Source organism: Sphingobacterium sp. UME9, from assembly GCF_014170215.1.
In the GTDB taxonomy this organism is placed as follows: domain Bacteria; phylum Bacteroidota; class Bacteroidia; order Sphingobacteriales; family Sphingobacteriaceae; genus Sphingobacterium; species Sphingobacterium paramultivorum.
In genome coordinates this window covers 73,389-88,807 of record NZ_LZZP01000012.1, presented here as the reverse complement: position 1 = coordinate 88,807, position 15,419 = coordinate 73,389, and the positions used below count along the sequence as shown (strand labels likewise).

Sequence of the window (15,419 nt, the reverse complement as noted above, 5' to 3'; positions counted from 1 at the left end):
AAACTATGTTTTTAGTTATAACTTGTCTATTGATTTATTATTCAGGTATTTATTTTATTCTTGAGGAGTTATGGAGGATTTTAAAGAGTTAACGAAAGCTGAGGAGCAGATTATGCAAGAGCTCTGGGAGATGGGCCGTGGCTTTGTCAAAGAGATTATTGATCGACTTTCGGAACCGAAACCGGCTTACAATACGGTCTCGACCATCGTTCGTATTCTTGAAACGAAGGGCTTTGTAACGCATGAATCCTTTGGTAAAAGTCATCAATATTTACCAAAGATTTCGAAAGAGGAATATAAGAAAGGTATTACAGGTAAGTTATTAACCAATTATTTTGATAATTCGCCCAAAAGTATGCTCTCTTATTTTTTGGAAGAGAACAGGTTGGACATCAAAGAACTTGATGACATCTTGTCCATCATCGAACGTAATAAATAACAACCAATACTCTTTTATAAACTTTTGATTATGATTTACTTATTGATTGTCAATATTTCATTGATTATCAGTTTTGTGCTCTACAAACTGATTTTTAGAAAACTTACTTTTTTTCAATGGAATCGGATCTATCTGATTGGAATGGTTGCATTTTCTTTATTAGCTCCCGTGGGTATTTTTATTGAATTGCCCAAGACAGAGATGATTTCCAATCATATTCCACAGGTCGATTTAGGAACATATATGGATGTCGAAATCGGGAGCCCGATCGAAGAAAAACCTCTTTTTCTATTGGATATTCTTACCAAGATCTATTGGATAGGAGTGGGCGTCGCCTTTTTTTTCCTGGTGGTGCGCATCAGGCAACTTGTTCGGGTATTGCGCTCTTCTCCCGAATACCTGAGTTTTTCTTTTTTTAATAGGATCGTGATTGGAAAATCGATTAAAAACAAGGAGAATATTGCATGGCATGAGCAGGTCCATACTGCGCAGGGGCATTCCTACGATTTGGTGTTGATTGAGCTGCTGAAAATTTTTAATTGGTTCAATCCTGTTGTGTATTTCTTTCAAAAAGAAATCAGGTTTCAACACGAGTATATTGTAGATGAAATTTGCTCGACCGATAAAGTGGCTTATGCAGAAATGCTGGTTGCTCATGCATTACGTACAGATCAATTGGCTTTTTCACATGAGTTTTCCAATCATTCTTTTTTAAAGCAGCGCATCACGATGTTATTTAAAGTTAAATCTGTACAAAGACAACGCTTGTTATATGTGATTGTGTTGCCCATGCTATTGGTGGTAGCGGGGTCTACGTTGATCTTTAATACGAGTAGGGCCAAGGATATGGTAGCGGATGTTGAAGAAAGCGTCAATAGGTTAACTGTGACTGATGAGCAGACATTATCGAACCAACCTGAGGAGTTAAAAAACGAACAGGTAAATGAAGACAGGAAGGTTTACAAAGATCCGGAGGTATTGGCTATTCCAGTTGGAGGAATGAAAAAGTATGTCATGGGATTGGCAAGTAGAATACACGTGAGTGATGAAGCAATCAAGAATAATGTGATCGGGGTAATTGTCATCACAGCCATCGTGGAGAAAAACGGTGAGTTGAGCCATATAAAGGCTAAGAATGATTTGGGCTATGGCTTAGCATCAGCTGTGGAAAATGGTATAAAAGCAAGTGGGAAATGGAAACCTGCAATCGTCAATGGGAAAGTCGTTCGATCGCTGCTTTCGTTACCCGTTACCGTTGGCGGAAAAACAACTTATTATTGGGAGGAAACCGACACATTGGGCAGAAAGGTTCGGATGTCATCTCATTCATTCCCCGGCGCTGAATCTGGTGAAGAGACGGAAAAACAACTCAAGGAAGTAAAATCGATAAGGACAGAAGATGAACGCGACCGCTGGAATCTTTCGTTGGATTTTCAGTCCGATTTAGTAACTTTTGATAAAGTTGAGGTGCAGCCAACACCTATTGGGGGAATGCGATCTTTTATGATCTGGGTAGGCGATAATTTTGTTTTTCCTGAAGCAGCAATTAAACGGGAGGTTAATGGCATTGTTGAAGTGGCTTTTATTGTCGAAAAGGATGGTAGTTTATCCCATGTTGATGTAAAAAAAGATCTTGGTTATGGAACCAAAGAGGCAGCATTGGAGCTCCTAAAAGGTGCGAAAAAATGGAAACCGGGATTAGTTAACGGTAAACCGGTACGCGTGGCTTACACATTGCCGATTCGTTTAAATTTAAAGAAGTAAAGATTAGATCATAAATATGCAGAGCAGATTCATTCAAATTTTCTATTTTATTGTGGTTTTGGCCATGCTTTCTTCCTGTAAGTCCTATAAAGTGGTTCCCAACGGTTTTGCTGTACAAGGAGATGAGTATTTTGTTAATATTAACAAAGAGCTCACCGTATTCCTCGGGGATGATATTATGGAGGATAAAAATTGGCAAGGTAAGACTAATCCGATTAATGCAAAGCAGGTTGACAATCGATTTCGTCGTGTATTACGCCATTTACGCTATTCAGATACCGCGTATCAGGTTTTGTTTTCTGGACATCTGGAAGGAAAATATCAGTATGACATGCTTGCTGTAGTCAACAACTCGCCAAATGTAAAAGGGAAGAAAAATCACCTACTTGATTTAAGTTCTTTTCAACGGGAGCAAAATAAGGAGGGACGATATTTTTATACGACGACAACTTTTAAGGGACAAAAGCTGCTTCATTTTGTAATTCCTTTTAATGGGCGCCTTTGGCAAGAGAAAATGGTTTCACTGATCTTTCTCTTCCCTGAGGATTTTACCGATATCGCGTGGGCGAAGGATGTGGTCATGTCCAATGTTGCTATGTATCGCGACCGTTATAAATTTACCCCGAGCCGCACAGAGATTTTATGCCCCGATGATGGTAGTAGCCGTTCACATTTGGATTATAAAATCCCTGAAGAAAAGGTGAATAAAACAGGCTATATGTTAATGAAAGCTTATGGCGAAGTTGACGGAGAACGAAAGCTGGTTGTTTACCGTGTGATGAAGCCCGGAGATTTTTATGGGTCCTTTGTGACCTGTAAAGGGGATTATGAAATTCTGTATACCACATTGCAAGACAAGATTGTTTGGCAGACTAAGGTGAATACAGAGCGGGATGTGGAATTCTAAAGAATAAATTGAAAGCCTTGGATCAATAATCCAGGGCTTTCAATTTATTCTTTAAATGCAAAATTTCATTTTGGAGCTGCTCAACTTTTTCCAATAGATGGCTAGCAACCTGAATTCCTGCGGGGTTTACTTCAAGGTCATAATAGAGATTTGAAAAACGCTCCAATTTTTGGAGCTCCTCTTCATCAATATATTGTTCTTCTTGTTGAATGACAATATGTATGAGTCCGTATTCCTCCATGCTTTGCAGAAAGGTTGTTTCAACCTTTCTGGACTGGCAGAAGTCAATGACTTTAATGAGTGTCGTTTCCATAAGATTATTGTTTTAAATCCTTCAACTGTTGGAACAATGCCTTTTCTTCGGCAGACAGATTATTGGGCATTTGGATATTCAATGTGACATACAGGTCGCCAAATTCACCTTTCTTGCGGTATAAGGGGAATCCTTTTCCTTTAAGTCGCATTTTTGCGCCATTTTGACTTTCGGCTTTAATCTTCAGTTTAACTTTTCCGCCGAATGTATCTAAGGTCACTTCGCCGCCTAGAATAGCTGTATAAAGGTCTACATCAAGTGTAGTGTATAAGTCATTCCCCTGGCGTTTAAAACGGGCATCTGGTGTGATATTAATTGTGATATAGAGATCTCCCTTTGGCCCCCCGTTGATACCCTCACTGCCATATCCTTTCAGTTTGATTTTTTGACCATCCTCCACTCCAGCATGAATCGTGATGCGGATACTTTTTCCATTGATATTGAAGGTCTGTTGATGTGTGGTGTAAGCTTCTTGTAAGGTTAAGCTGAGTTCAGCATTAAAGTCCTGCCCACGAAATGTACTTTGGCGGCCTCCCCCGCGTCTGCTGCCAAACATCTGTTCGAAGAAATCCGAGAATTGCCCATCATCAAAGTTTCCAGTGTACTCGTGGGAACCGCCGCTACCAAATGGATTTCCCCCAGCTCCGAATGGATTTCCTCCGGTGGATTGGGACTGACGGTATTGTTGCTGCGCTTTTTCATACTCCTCTCCATGTTGCCAATGTTCACCGTATTGGTCATATTTTTTGCGCTTTTCGGGATCGGATAATACTTCATTTGCCTCATTAATCTCCTGAAATCGTTGTTTGGCCTCATTGTCATTGGGGTTGACATCAGGGTGGTATTTACGGGCTAGTTTTCGATATGCTTTTTTGATCTCATCAGCTGAAGCTGTTTTATCAATGCCAAGCACTTTATAGTAATCTACAAAAGCCATAAACTATACTTGTTTTTGTATTAAAGATAACAATAATTGTGAATAAAAGGTTTATGCTAAAGGTCATTTTAATACATAAAAAAAGCAAGTAAACAATCATTTACTTGCTTTTTTATACAGTATAAAGTAATCCTTATTACAGCCGATAATTTGACCTTACTCTTTATTATTGTCAACCACCAGGCGATTTTCCCGATTGGCTATTTGCCATGCGGTGTAAAATGCGAGCTTTTCACGTTTAACCATCAATGGAAAGTCGATCTTGTCATAGGTATCTGCAGGCGTGTGGTAGTCCGGATGCAAGCCCGAAAAGTAAAATACAGATGGTATACCTTTCTTGGCAAAGTTATAATGATCTGAGCGATAGTAGAGGCGCATAGGATCCTTTGGATTGTCATACATATAGTCAATCTCCAGTTTCGTATTTTTTTCATTCTCATTTTTATTGATCTGATATAACTCCGAGCTCAATTTATCTGAACCGATCGCATGGATATAATCGTGATTACCTTTGAGATGTTTGTCGTCAACACGGCCGATCATATCAATATTAATGCAGGCAACGGTGTTTTTCAATGGAAAGATGGGATTTTCTGTATAGAATTTGGAACCTAGTAAACCTTTTTCTTCTGCCGCATAGGTGATGAACAAAATACTGCGCCGTGGGCCATTTCCGGTTGATTTAGCTTTTGAAAAAGCGCGTGCCAACTCAAGGACAGCTGTTGTGCCCGAGGCATTGTCATCGGCGCCAAAGAAGATATTTCCTTTGGAATCCATTCCATCATGGTCGTAGTGTCCTCCAATCACGACGATTTCGTCTTTTTTATCTGTTCCTTCCAGGTAGCCAAGAATATTTGGATCGGCTAAAGGAGCCGCATTGGTGCCAAACTCAGCTTTAAAATTTGTTGAAATAACAAAGGAATTCGATTGTCCCGTACGATTAATCTTTGCAACCACAGTAGCAAGATTGGTTCTCGCTAGGTTTAGAATATAATTTGCTGCATGGTCTGTAATATTGACCACAGGGATCATGGGCGACTTTTCCGGCGCGGGTTGGTCCACGGCCAAATTATAACGGCCCTCAATAGCACGGTCTCCTGCATCCTCCAAAAGTTGAGACAGCTGACTATTGATGGCTAGTACCATTTTGGGACTGTGTTTAAGGATCTCTTTGACTTTTTTATTTCGGGTTGTTGCCCAGTCCGAAGCAGTCTTTTTGCTGGTAATCCATGAATTCCCTTTCTCATCTGTTGGCTCATTTTCATTGATCAACATAACAATCTTATTGTGGAGATCCATGCCTGAGATATCCGAATACTTGGGATCATCTATGCCATAGCCAATAAACACAATTTCATTGCTTTCGAAGAACTTGTTCTCATTGTTGCCAATGACAAAAATGTCCTTACCATGCTGGAATGGTCTATCGTTAATACTAAATTGCTTTACCTTAAAGCTGTTGCGAATTAGCTGCAGGGGTTGGAAATAGGATCCATTGACAGGCGCACTAAGGCCATATTTTTTAAATTCATTGGCAATATATTCTGCTGCCAGGCGCCCCCCTTTTTGGCCGGTCCCTCGGCCTTCAAAATCGACAGAAGCTAATGTGCGCAGATGCTTCTGTGTAGATTCTACTGTGATTTCATCCGCATATTTACTGTTTACGTCCTGTGCTTTTGCACAGCTCATCAGGGAGCATGCGATCCAAAGCAGGTTGTATATTTTTTTCATTGTTTATTTTTTACTAGTGCGACTTTCAACGCTTTATTTTTGTAATTCTAATTAACCGGATTAAGCGAGCATCAGCTGCTTAATTCGTATAACAGGTGTCAGTATCTGCACAATATATAAAAAAAAGCGGATGAAAAGTGTAGTTTACCTTTCATCCGCTTCTTAAAAAATGTTAATTTATTAACAGCTACAAGCTATTTTGTTTACACGGTTAGCGTGACGTCCACCCTCGAATTCCGTGTTCATAAATGTGTTGACGATCTTTTTAGCAAGGTCAAGGTCAATAAAACGTGCAGGTATACATACGACGTTCGCATCATTATGCTGACGGGCTAAGGCCGAAATTTCCTCCAACCAACAGATCGCAGCACGGATATTTTGGTGTTTATTCGCTGTGATAGCAACACCATTTGCACTTCCACAAATTAAGACTCCAGCATCAGCTTCTTTGTTTTCTACCGCTGATGCAACTGGGTGTGCGAAATCTGGATAATCAACTGAATCTGGAGAATTTGTTCCAAAGTCTGTTACTTCATACCCCAGTTCATTTAGAAAACTTACCAAAGCTGTTTTGTACTCAAAACCCGCGTGGTCACTTCCAATCGCAATTTTCTTTACGCTGCTCATTTTTATTGTTATTTTATTTTTCTTGTGCTATTTTTTTTCTTTTGACATCCGCAGAAACCATGATACTGATCTCATATAATAAGAACATTGGTGCTGCAACGGTCAACATGGTGATCACATCTGCAGAAGGTGTAATGATAGCGGCTATCACTAAAATAATTACAGTTGCATAACGACGGCTGGCCCGCATAAATTCAGGGGTCATAATGCCTATTTTCGAGAGGATAAATACCAGTATTGGAAGTAGGAAAACAATCCCACAGCCCAATGTTAACGTTGATATCGTAGAAAGGTAGTTATCAATAGTAATCTGGTTGACGATTTCATCACTTAGGGATACATTTGCTAAAAAGTTGATGGATAAGGGTACAACGATGTAGTATCCGAAGAGTGCACCTAAGATAAACAATAAAGAAGCGTAAAAGACAAAACCACGTGCAGACCGTCTTTCTACATCGGTCAATGCTGGTTTTACAAATAACCAGATTTCAAAAAGAAGGTAAGGGAAGCCCATCATCAAAGCCATCAATAAACAGGAGTTTATCTGAAGCATAAATTGACCTGCTAGTTCGGTATTGATGATATTAAAAGGAATTTTCTTGACACAGAAGTCCGCTAAATTGAAAGCATCTGCGGCTTTACACATCATGCGATAGGTCCAAAAATTTAGATTCTTTGGCCCCATGATGATATCGTTGAATACGAAATCGTAGAATGTAAAGGCAATACCTGCAAAGATACAGATCGCAATTGCTGAACGGACCAAATGCCATCTCAAAACCTCAAGGTGGTCAAAAAAAGACATTTCTGCTTCTATATTCTTCCCTTTATCTTTAATAGCTTGTATTAGATCTTTCGAATTAGGTGTACTCATAAAAATTGTTTGGAAACAAAAATACCATTCTTATTGTAAAGAATGGTATTTTTTATGTATGTAAAGATAATTTTATTTAATCTTCTGCTGGATATTCCGTTAGGTCGAAAGTTTCCATAAACTTTGTTGTGAAATTGCCGGCTCTAAAGTTAGGGTCACGCATCAATCTCAAATGCAAAGGAATGGTTGTTTTGATCCCTTCAATGACGAATTCGCTCAATGCACGCTCCATAGTACAGATGGCCTCTTCACGAGTTTGTGCCACAGTGATCAATTTAGCGATCATTGAGTCATAGTTCGGCGGAATTGAATAACCAGAGTAAACATGTGTATCTACACGTACACCATGTCCACCTGGTGAGTGGAAGTTGGTGATTTTACCTGGTGAAGGACGGAAATTGTTGAAAGGGTCCTCCGCATTGATACGACATTCAATCGCATGCATTCCTGGTTCATAGTTTTTACCAGAGATCGGAATTCCTGCGGCCACTTTTATCTGCTCTTTGATCAAATCAAAGTTGATTACTTCTTCCGTTACAGGGTGTTCGACCTGGATACGGGTATTCATTTCCATGAAATAGAAATTACGGTGTTTGTCAACCAAGAATTCGATTGTACCAGCACCTTCATAGTTTACAGCTTTAGCACCTTTGACTGCAGCTTCACCCATCTCAGCTCTCAACTCAGGAGTCATAAAAGGTGATGGAGATTCTTCGATCAATTTTTGGTGACGACGTTGTATCGAGCAGTCACGTTCAGATAGGTGACATACTGTACCGAACTGATCGCCCACAATTTGGAATTCGATGTGACGCGGTTCTTCTACATATTTTTCAAGGTAGATGCCATCGTTACCGAAAGCAGCAGCAGATTCAACACGCGCAGAATCCCAAGCTGGTTCGAACTCTTCGTCTTTCCAAATGATTCGCATACCACGACCACCACCTCCAGCAGTTGCTTTGATGATGACTGGGTAGCCAATTTCATTCGCTAATGTAATACCTTCTTTTACACCTGAAATCAAACCTTCAGATCCCGGAACTGTAGGAACTCCAGCTTTTTTCATGGTATCCTTAGCACGGGATTTATCACCCATTTTTTCGATCTGTTCTGCAGTAGCACCAATAAATTTGATACCATATTCTGCACAGATTGCTGAAAAGCGTGCGTTTTCCGATAAGAAGCCGTATCCTGGATGAATCGCATCTGCATTTGTCAATTCAGCTGCAGAAATAATATTTGGAATGTTTAAGTAAGAGTCTCTACTCGGTGGAGGACCAATACAAACTGCTTCATCCGCAAATCTTACGTGTAAGCTGTCTCTATCAGCAGTCGAATATACTGCAACACTTTTAATACCCATTTCACGACAGGTACGGATAATGCGCAGGGCAATCTCGCCTCTATTTGCAATTAATATTTTTTTGAACATTGTCTTGAATTATGAAGTTTGCAAAAAATGTAGCCCTTTGGAGGCTACATGTATTCATTTACGTAATTGTAAATTACTTAGGCTCAACTAAGAATAATGGTTGGTCGAACTCAACAGGTTGAGCGTCTTCTACCAAAATCTTAACGATTTTACCTGAAACTTCAGATTCAATTTCGTTGAATAATTTCATTGCTTCAATGATGCATAATACAGAACCGGTATTGATATCATCACCAATATTAGCGAAAGATGGTTTACCAGGTCCAGCCGAACGGTAAAATGTACCGATCATAGGTGATTTGACTGTAATCAAGTTTGCTTCAGCACTTGCAGCAGGTGCTGCAGGGCTAGCTACCGGAGCTGGCGCCGCTGCTTGTGCAACTTGAGGAGCAGCAATTGGAGCAACAGCAGGAACAGTAGCTGTTACGTACGTAGGCTCTTGATTTGTCTTTATTGTAATTTTAAAATCTTGCTCTTCAATTGAGACTTCATTCACACCTGATTTTGAAACGAATTTAATCAAGTCCTGAATTTGTTTGATATCCATACCCATAGTATTCTAGGTTTTGTTTGTTTCTAAAAAATTCTAACTGTCAAAAGTAATAAATTATACCATAAAATGGACAATTAATACGCCCATTTTAAATAGATGGATCCCCAAGTGAAACCACCGCCAAAAGCTGCAAGGATAAGATTATCTCCTTTTTTCAATTGAGATTCCCATTCCCATAGGCATAAAGGAATAGTACCACTGGTGGTATTTCCATATTTTTGAATGTTCACCATCACTTTTTCTTCTGGAAGACCCACACGTTCTGCAGTTGCATCAATAATACGTTTGTTGGCCTGATGAGGTACCAACCAAGCAATATCTTCTGACTTTAAGTTGTTTTTGACCATAACTTCATGAGCTACATCAGCCATATTGGTTACTGCAAATTTAAACACCGTACGACCTTCTTGGTAAGCATAATGTAATCCTGCATCTACAGTTGCATGCGACGCCGGATTTAGTGAACCCCCACCTTTGATATTCAAAAACTGTCCTCCGGAACCATCGGTTTTTAAAATAGCATCTTGTATACCCATTCCTTCTTCATTTGGCTCCAACAATACACAACCACAACCATCACCAAATAGGATACAGGTATTACGGTCCTGATAATTGATTACCGAAGACATTTTATCTGCACCGATAACAAGGACTTTTTTATGTGTACCAGCAGTGATAAATTGTGTTCCTGTATTCAGACCGAACAAGAAACCTGAACAAGCAGCCTGAAGATCAAATCCCCATGCATTTGTAGCTCCGATTTTATCGGCCAGAATATTTGCAGTCGCAGGGAACAGCATATCTGGTGTGCTTGTACAAAAGATAATAAGGTCAATATCTGTAGCAGCTATACCTCTTTTTTTCAATAAACCTTGAACCGCAGGTACAGCAAGATCTGAAGTAGCAAGCCCTTCACCTTTTAAGATGCGACGCTCTTTGATTCCCGTTCTGGAAACAATCCATTCGTCGTTGGTGTCGACCATTGTTTCCAATTCTTTGTTAGTAAGGATATAATCCGGAACGTAACCATTTACAGCCGTGATTGCGGCGTGAATCTTTGACATAAATATTCTAATTGAAAATAGATCTGATGCTGTCAATGAACTTAGACTCGATCATATCTCTTGAAAATAAAACCATATTTTTAATGGCCTCAGGTGTCGAAATACCATGGCCAATAATGACAGGAGCATTAACTCCCAAGATGGGGCTTCCGCCGTACTGCTCGTAGTTGAATCGGTCGAAGAAATCATCTTTAAAACCTTTTTTCAACGTCACTACATAAAATGATTCTGCGAGTTTCAAGACGACGTTGCCTGTAAATCCATCACAGACGTAAACGTCGGCATGGTCACTGAACAGGTCACGGCCTTCTGCATTTCCGATAAAGTTAATCTTGTCGTTGGCTTTAAGTAGGGGGTAGGTAGAGGTTGTTAGGATGTTTCCTTTTTCTTCTTCTTCTCCGATATTCAATAATCCCACTTTAGGGTTGGATACATTAAACACATGTTCGGCAAAGACACTTCCCAAGATTGCAAATTGGTTCAACATCTCTGGTTTACAGTCCGCATTAGCGCCGACGTCCAATAAGATTCCGAAGCCTGATTTTAATTTGGGAACAATGGATGCTATTGCAGGACGTAATACGCCTGGGATAGCTTTAACGCTGAACATTGAGCCCACAAGCATGGCGCCAGTATTACCAGCAGAAGCGAATGAGTCAATTTCTTTGTTTTTTAAATATTCAAATCCCTTCGCAATACTTGAGTTGGGTTTTTGAGTTATTGCTTTGGTTGGATGTTCACCCATTGCAATGACTTCTGGAGCCTCTACATATTCAAAGTCAGATGAATTTCCTCCGGCTTGATTGATTAATTGTTTAGTCTCTTCAGTTTTACCAAAAAGGACTATTTTTTGGTCTCCAGTAAGCTGCTTTTGTGCTTCGATAGCACCTGTTATCGTTGCTTTAGGAGCATAATCTCCTCCTAAAATATCTAAACCAATCTTCATCCGTTATTATTTAGTAAATCAATAATACGCAAAAAACATCCCAAAGTAAAGCAAATTTCTAAAATAGTGCTTGTCTGGGATGTTTTGGTGTTATGAAAGGTTTACCTTAGACAACAGCTGTATTTTCAATGATCAATTTACCGTTGTAGTACAAGTTTCCGTCTACAGTATACGCACGGTGAGGTAAATGAACTGCGCCAGTTTCTTTACATACTGTCAAGCTTGGAGCTTCAGCTTTATAATGTGTTCTTCTTTTGTCTCTTCTTGATTTAGAAGTTTTACGTTTTGGATGTGCCATCTCGTATTTTTGTTTTAGTTATTTTTAATATTTCTCAATGCTTCCCAACGTGGGTCGATAATTTCTTCTTCTTTTTGTTCTTCTGAATCAGGCTCGCTTGTAAATAACGCGAGCATCTCAGGATCACATTGTATGCCTTGTCCCTGCTCTTCACATTTAACGAAATAGGGAACAGCTAAATTAATGTATTCGTATAATAACTCAGCTATATCCAACTCATGGTCGCTTTTGGATAAGATCAACACCTCTTCGGTATTATCTGTCCAATCTTCATCCGTGAATTTGACTAATATTCGTTCTTGAATTGAAATCGGTGACATAAACTCTTTTAAGCAGGTATCACAAGTCAATTGAATTTCGCCTTGGATATCAAAATGCAAAATCAATAGATTTTCTTGTTTTTGCAATTCAACTTCTGCTTTCAGGTTGCCATCTTTTACAATCGAATGTTCGTAGCAGTCAAAGAACTTTTTATTAATGTCAAACTCAAAATTGTGCTTTCCAGCGTTGAGCCCCGAAAAGGGAATTCTGTATTGTTTTAGATGTTTCACAATCTTGCATTTGAGCCTGCAAAGGTATGTATAAAATCATTAGGATAGAAATATTTTTTTAAATATTCCGAAGCAAAGCTTTATATACACCAGTAACAGGGCTTATTCATAATAATTTTTGCCTAACTCTATCTTTTCGCGCCCATGTGCCATACGCCATTTGTTGGTGTCACGTAGCGAATAAGCACAGCCGCAATATTCCTGCATATAGAACTTCTCCTTTTTGGAGACTTCAAGCATACGGGCAGAACCACCTTTCTTGCGCCAGTTGAATGTCCAATACTCCATCCCTTCATGGCGGGAGGCAGCACGTAAACCACAGTCATTGATCTGCTCCATGTTTTTCCAACGGGAGATACCCAGCGAACTTGAAATCACATCAAAGCCATTCGCAGCTGCATACTCAGCCGTTTTTTCAAAACGCATATCAAAACACATGGTGCAGCGAATGCCTCTTTCAGGCTCTTGCTCCATCCCTTTGGCCAAATCAAACCAATGATCAACATCGTAGTCCGCATCAATAAAAGGGATATTATGTTTTTCCGCAAATCGGATGTTCTCGTCTTTGCGTAAATCATATTCTTTGCGGGGATGAATATTGGGATTGTAAAAATAGATTGTAAAATCGATATCCGAAGCAATGAGCGCTTCCATCACTTCTCCTGAACAAGGAGCACAGCAGGAGTGTAAAAGTAATTTTTTGCCCTCTCCCGGTAATGCCAACGTCTCCCTTACAAATTCCTTATTTTCCATAATCTTATGTGCTAACAAAAAACAAGGACAATTTTAATCAAAAAGTAGCGAATTGACAAATATTTCCGTTTTACTTATGCGAGTTTGTCCTTAAAAGAATTATATAAATTCGTTTATATGCTGCATATATTAGTAGATTTGTATGTTTAACGCAATACGCTATTTTTAATAAAAAATATATGAAATTTTCGTTTCAATCCTTTGTTATTCTATTCTTTGCCAGTACACTAGGTTTTACATCATGCAAGAAACTGGACGATGAACCTCAGCGAACAGAGGCTACTTTGATCTCCAGATTGTATGTTTCTTTCTTGGATTACGACCAGAACAATTCTGCGCTTAAAAACATGATGATTATCGATCCGGCTGATACGACCAACTTGGATAATATCTATCAATATCTTTCTCCGGCAAAGGGTGGTGGTCCAATTCTTTTTGATGCTGCTGCCCGGGCTATCTTTCAGGCGAGTGTTACGGCACAGGATACCTTTCTTCAAGTGATTCCATTTGCCAATGAGATCTATGGAATTCCTGGTAATGCAGGTGCTATTGGATACACCGGTTTTACCAATGTAAGGGGGTTGGGCTATTATACTTATGCCCAACAAAATGGTGCTTCTGGATCTGTTACAACACCATTTCTTTTGGCTGTTACAAATCGTGGAGCAGGTAACTCCATGTTATATGCTATAAGTACACCAAGTGGAAAAGTAGGTTCAAAAGGTGGAGCACCGATCATTGACAAACAGATTAACCTTGGGACCATTGTTCCGAGTTCACTGACCTTATTGAACAGCATAACGAGTGATAGTAATGAGAAATTGGTGCTGATTGGTTTTAATAATGAAGGAACAGAAAATAAAAGTGGTTTTGCGGTATATTCACAACTCAAACAAGAACTCATCGACCGTGCTCGCGATACCATTGTAGCTTCCACTAGATTTACGCCAATGATGAAAGTATATATCAATGGTAAAACGGGATTAGGCTCGGTGTCATATGCTCCCAAAAAGAACTTGTTGGCGGTAACTTCTGGTAGTGAAGTACTATTTTTTAAAGATCCAAAAACCTTATTTAGCGGCGCCACGGATAAAACGAACGTGGAGCCGGACTATGTTGTCGGTGGGGCTAATACAGGCTTAGTAAAACCTTGGGGTGTGGCCATTGATGACCGTACAGAACAAGGGAAATTCTTTTATGTTTCTGATCTAACGAATCGTACAATTTCGCGTTTTCCATTAGTTAGCTTAGGCGAAGGCAATGTAAAACCCGATATTGCGGCGAAAACCTATGGCTCCATGACACCTAATTATATCTTTTTAGATGCTCGTGAAGCTAATGTTTTCTAACATGCAGTTTAAGCAAGCAACTGGAAAAGCTCTTTGATTTCTTGTTGCTTGTTTGAACTTTCATGTTCCTCGTAGGCAGACATCAGGTTTCGTAAAGCTCGTTTAATGATTGTCACATTGTCGCAGGGATAGGTAAATTCTCTATCCGGATTGAGGTTCAGTTGCTTCAAAAATGAATTTACATCGCTTTTCTGCATAACCTGCCCACGATTAAAGGCATTGATGTAAAACAGCACATTTTCATTCCCTTCTTCATCCGAATCCATATACGCCAAAACAAAATGCTTTGGTAAATTAATACCGTAGATTGGAATGTCCAATTTTTGCGCAATGATACTATAAATGCAGGATAGGGTTAAGGGATTTCCCTGTTTGGTATCGAGCACTTGACCAATATAGGAATTCTGTGGGTGATGATAATCCTTTGTATTTCCTGCTAAGCCGAAGGAGCCAAAAAGAACATGATTCATCAGGTTCACTTTTTCCAGTGGGCTCATGTCGTAATGCAAACCGCGCCATACCTCAGTTTTGAGATCCTCTATCGCCAAAACAATCTTGTGGTCTTGATAAGAAGGATATTGATAATTATTGAGGATAATTAATCCTTCCAGTAGATTGAATGAGTTACTCAGGTTCCAGATCTGTAACTCGTTTTTGGTCTGATCAAATTGAATTTCATGAATGATATTCTCTAACCGCCCCTGTATTCTGGGATCGAAGCTTGATTCCCAAAATTTTTCCAAATAGGGTACAACCTCAGGACCTTGGCTTTTTAACTGGTGTTCCACTTCCTGAATAATCTGTTGGTCGGTGTCGTCCAACAGGGATATAAGCGATTTCAACTCTCTCTCATTCATCATAACGAAGTTAAAGAATTGATT

The 15,419-nt window shown here is 39.5% G+C and carries 17 protein-coding genes; 4 read left to right on the top strand and 13 right to left on the bottom strand.

Annotated features, from left to right (window positions below; all coding sequences use genetic code 11):
- Nucleotides 1-70: 70 nt before the first annotated feature.
- From A9970_RS17840 to A9970_RS17830, 3 genes are read left to right on the top strand one after another with little or no spacing between them, the layout of a single operon-like run.
- On the top strand, nucleotides 71-439 hold the full coding sequence (locus tag A9970_RS17840; protein WP_075991136.1) for a BlaI/MecI/CopY family transcriptional regulator: 369 nt from the start codon (nucleotides 71-73) through the stop codon (nucleotides 437-439).
- 30 nt (nucleotides 440-469) lie between these two features.
- The gene (locus A9970_RS28550) at nucleotides 470-2,203 is read left to right on the top strand and encodes a M56 family metallopeptidase (RefSeq protein WP_220801648.1); all 1,734 of its coding nucleotides are present in this window, start codon (nucleotides 470-472) and stop codon (nucleotides 2,201-2,203) included.
- A 16-nt stretch (nucleotides 2,204-2,219) separates the two neighbouring features.
- Nucleotides 2,220-3,110 carry a hypothetical protein gene (locus A9970_RS17830; protein ID WP_088160303.1) on the top strand — a complete coding sequence of 297 codons (891 nt, stop codon included), beginning with the start codon at nucleotides 2,220-2,222 and terminating at the stop codon, nucleotides 3,108-3,110.
- A 22-nt stretch (nucleotides 3,111-3,132) separates the two neighbouring features.
- Here A9970_RS17830 and A9970_RS17825 read toward each other — a convergent pair whose 3' ends face one another.
- From A9970_RS17825 to A9970_RS17770, 12 genes are all read right to left on the bottom strand, one after another.
- Complete coding sequence (locus tag A9970_RS17825; RefSeq protein ID WP_088160304.1) at nucleotides 3,133-3,423, bottom strand: chaperone modulator CbpM; 291 nt, start codon at nucleotides 3,421-3,423, stop codon at nucleotides 3,133-3,135.
- Nucleotides 3,424-3,427: 4 nt separating this feature from the next.
- Entirely contained in the window at nucleotides 3,428-4,360 is a 933-nt protein-coding gene (locus tag A9970_RS17820) for a DnaJ C-terminal domain-containing protein (protein ID WP_182983263.1), read from the bottom strand.
- A 156-nt stretch (nucleotides 4,361-4,516) separates the two neighbouring features.
- Nucleotides 4,517-6,091 carry a M28 family peptidase gene (locus A9970_RS17815; protein WP_182983262.1) on the bottom strand — a complete coding sequence of 525 codons (1,575 nt, stop codon included), beginning with the start codon at nucleotides 6,089-6,091 and terminating at the stop codon, nucleotides 4,517-4,519.
- Nucleotides 6,092-6,271: 180 nt separating this feature from the next.
- Nucleotides 6,272-6,718: a ribose 5-phosphate isomerase B gene (gene rpiB / locus A9970_RS17810; RefSeq protein ID WP_088160307.1), complete on the bottom strand. Its 447-nt coding sequence runs from the start codon at nucleotides 6,716-6,718 to the stop codon at nucleotides 6,272-6,274.
- Between the two features lie 13 nt (nucleotides 6,719-6,731).
- Nucleotides 6,732-7,592 carry a twin-arginine translocase subunit TatC gene (tatC, locus tag A9970_RS17805; protein WP_153847210.1) on the bottom strand — a complete coding sequence of 287 codons (861 nt, stop codon included), beginning with the start codon at nucleotides 7,590-7,592 and terminating at the stop codon, nucleotides 6,732-6,734.
- A 76-nt stretch (nucleotides 7,593-7,668) separates the two neighbouring features.
- Nucleotides 7,669-9,024 carry an acetyl-CoA carboxylase biotin carboxylase subunit gene (gene accC / locus A9970_RS17800; RefSeq protein WP_153847209.1) on the bottom strand — a complete coding sequence of 452 codons (1,356 nt, stop codon included), beginning with the start codon at nucleotides 9,022-9,024 and terminating at the stop codon, nucleotides 7,669-7,671.
- A 73-nt stretch (nucleotides 9,025-9,097) separates the two neighbouring features.
- Complete coding sequence (gene accB, locus A9970_RS17795; protein WP_182983261.1) at nucleotides 9,098-9,577, bottom strand: acetyl-CoA carboxylase biotin carboxyl carrier protein; 480 nt, start codon at nucleotides 9,575-9,577, stop codon at nucleotides 9,098-9,100.
- Between the two features lie 74 nt (nucleotides 9,578-9,651).
- On the bottom strand, nucleotides 9,652-10,641 hold the full coding sequence (locus A9970_RS17790) for a beta-ketoacyl-ACP synthase III (RefSeq protein ID WP_046672271.1): 990 nt from the start codon (nucleotides 10,639-10,641) through the stop codon (nucleotides 9,652-9,654).
- Nucleotides 10,642-10,648: 7 nt separating this feature from the next.
- Nucleotides 10,649-11,587, bottom strand: coding sequence for a phosphate acyltransferase PlsX (plsX, locus tag A9970_RS17785; RefSeq protein ID WP_046672270.1), 939 nt, complete (start codon nucleotides 11,585-11,587; stop codon nucleotides 10,649-10,651).
- Nucleotides 11,588-11,693: 106 nt separating this feature from the next.
- A complete protein-coding gene (rpmF, locus tag A9970_RS17780) occupies nucleotides 11,694-11,885 on the bottom strand; it encodes a 50S ribosomal protein L32 (RefSeq protein ID WP_046672269.1) in 192 nt (63 codons plus the stop codon).
- Nucleotides 11,886-11,899: 14 nt separating this feature from the next.
- Nucleotides 11,900-12,436 (bottom strand): DUF177 domain-containing protein, encoded by a 537-nt coding sequence (locus A9970_RS17775; protein ID WP_153847205.1) that lies wholly within the window; start codon nucleotides 12,434-12,436, stop codon nucleotides 11,900-11,902.
- Nucleotides 12,437-12,538: 102 nt separating this feature from the next.
- The gene (locus tag A9970_RS17770; RefSeq protein ID WP_153847204.1) at nucleotides 12,539-13,189 is read right to left on the bottom strand and encodes an epoxyqueuosine reductase QueH; all 651 of its coding nucleotides are present in this window, start codon (nucleotides 13,187-13,189) and stop codon (nucleotides 12,539-12,541) included.
- Nucleotides 13,190-13,368: 179 nt separating this feature from the next.
- Between A9970_RS17770 and A9970_RS17765 the strand changes: the two genes are divergently transcribed.
- Complete coding sequence (locus A9970_RS17765; RefSeq protein WP_182983260.1) at nucleotides 13,369-14,538, top strand: hypothetical protein; 1,170 nt, start codon at nucleotides 13,369-13,371, stop codon at nucleotides 14,536-14,538.
- A gap of 8 nt (nucleotides 14,539-14,546) precedes the next feature.
- Here A9970_RS17765 and A9970_RS17760 read toward each other — a convergent pair whose 3' ends face one another.
- On the bottom strand, nucleotides 14,547-15,398 hold the full coding sequence (locus tag A9970_RS17760) for a transglutaminase-like domain-containing protein (RefSeq protein WP_310889292.1): 852 nt from the start codon (nucleotides 15,396-15,398) through the stop codon (nucleotides 14,547-14,549).
- Nucleotides 15,399-15,419: the final 21 nt, after the last annotated feature.

Excerpts from the sequence above, each read along its gene's own strand:
- A9970_RS17840 (WP_075991136.1), top strand. The coding sequence starts at position 71 with ATGGAGGATTTTAAAGAGTTAACGAAAGCTGAGGAGCAGATTATGCAA.
- A9970_RS28550 (WP_220801648.1), top strand. The coding sequence starts at position 470 with ATGATTTACTTATTGATTGTCAATATTTCATTGATTATCAGTTTTGTG.
- A9970_RS17830 (WP_088160303.1), top strand. The coding sequence starts at position 2,220 with ATGCAGAGCAGATTCATTCAAATTTTCTATTTTATTGTGGTTTTGGCC.
- A9970_RS17825 (WP_088160304.1), bottom strand. The coding sequence starts at position 3,423 with ATGGAAACGACACTCATTAAAGTCATTGACTTCTGCCAGTCCAGAAAG.
- A9970_RS17820 (WP_182983263.1), bottom strand. The coding sequence starts at position 4,360 with ATGGCTTTTGTAGATTACTATAAAGTGCTTGGCATTGATAAAACAGCT.
- A9970_RS17815 (WP_182983262.1), bottom strand. The coding sequence starts at position 6,091 with ATGAAAAAAATATACAACCTGCTTTGGATCGCATGCTCCCTGATGAGC.
- rpiB (WP_088160307.1), bottom strand. The coding sequence starts at position 6,718 with ATGAGCAGCGTAAAGAAAATTGCGATTGGAAGTGACCACGCGGGTTTT.
- tatC (WP_153847210.1), bottom strand. The coding sequence starts at position 7,592 with ATGAGTACACCTAATTCGAAAGATCTAATACAAGCTATTAAAGATAAA.
- accC (WP_153847209.1), bottom strand. The coding sequence starts at position 9,024 with ATGTTCAAAAAAATATTAATTGCAAATAGAGGCGAGATTGCCCTGCGC.
- accB (WP_182983261.1), bottom strand. The coding sequence starts at position 9,577 with ATGGGTATGGATATCAAACAAATTCAGGACTTGATTAAATTCGTTTCA.
- A9970_RS17790 (WP_046672271.1), bottom strand. The coding sequence starts at position 10,641 with ATGTCAAAGATTCACGCCGCAATCACGGCTGTAAATGGTTACGTTCCG.
- plsX (WP_046672270.1), bottom strand. The coding sequence starts at position 11,587 with ATGAAGATTGGTTTAGATATTTTAGGAGGAGATTATGCTCCTAAAGCA.
- rpmF (WP_046672269.1), bottom strand. The coding sequence starts at position 11,885 with ATGGCACATCCAAAACGTAAAACTTCTAAATCAAGAAGAGACAAAAGA.
- A9970_RS17770 (WP_153847204.1), bottom strand. The coding sequence starts at position 13,189 with ATGGAAAATAAGGAATTTGTAAGGGAGACGTTGGCATTACCGGGAGAG.
- A9970_RS17765 (WP_182983260.1), top strand. The coding sequence starts at position 13,369 with ATGAAATTTTCGTTTCAATCCTTTGTTATTCTATTCTTTGCCAGTACA.
- A9970_RS17760 (WP_310889292.1), bottom strand. The coding sequence starts at position 15,398 with ATGATGAATGAGAGAGAGTTGAAATCGCTTATATCCCTGTTGGACGAC.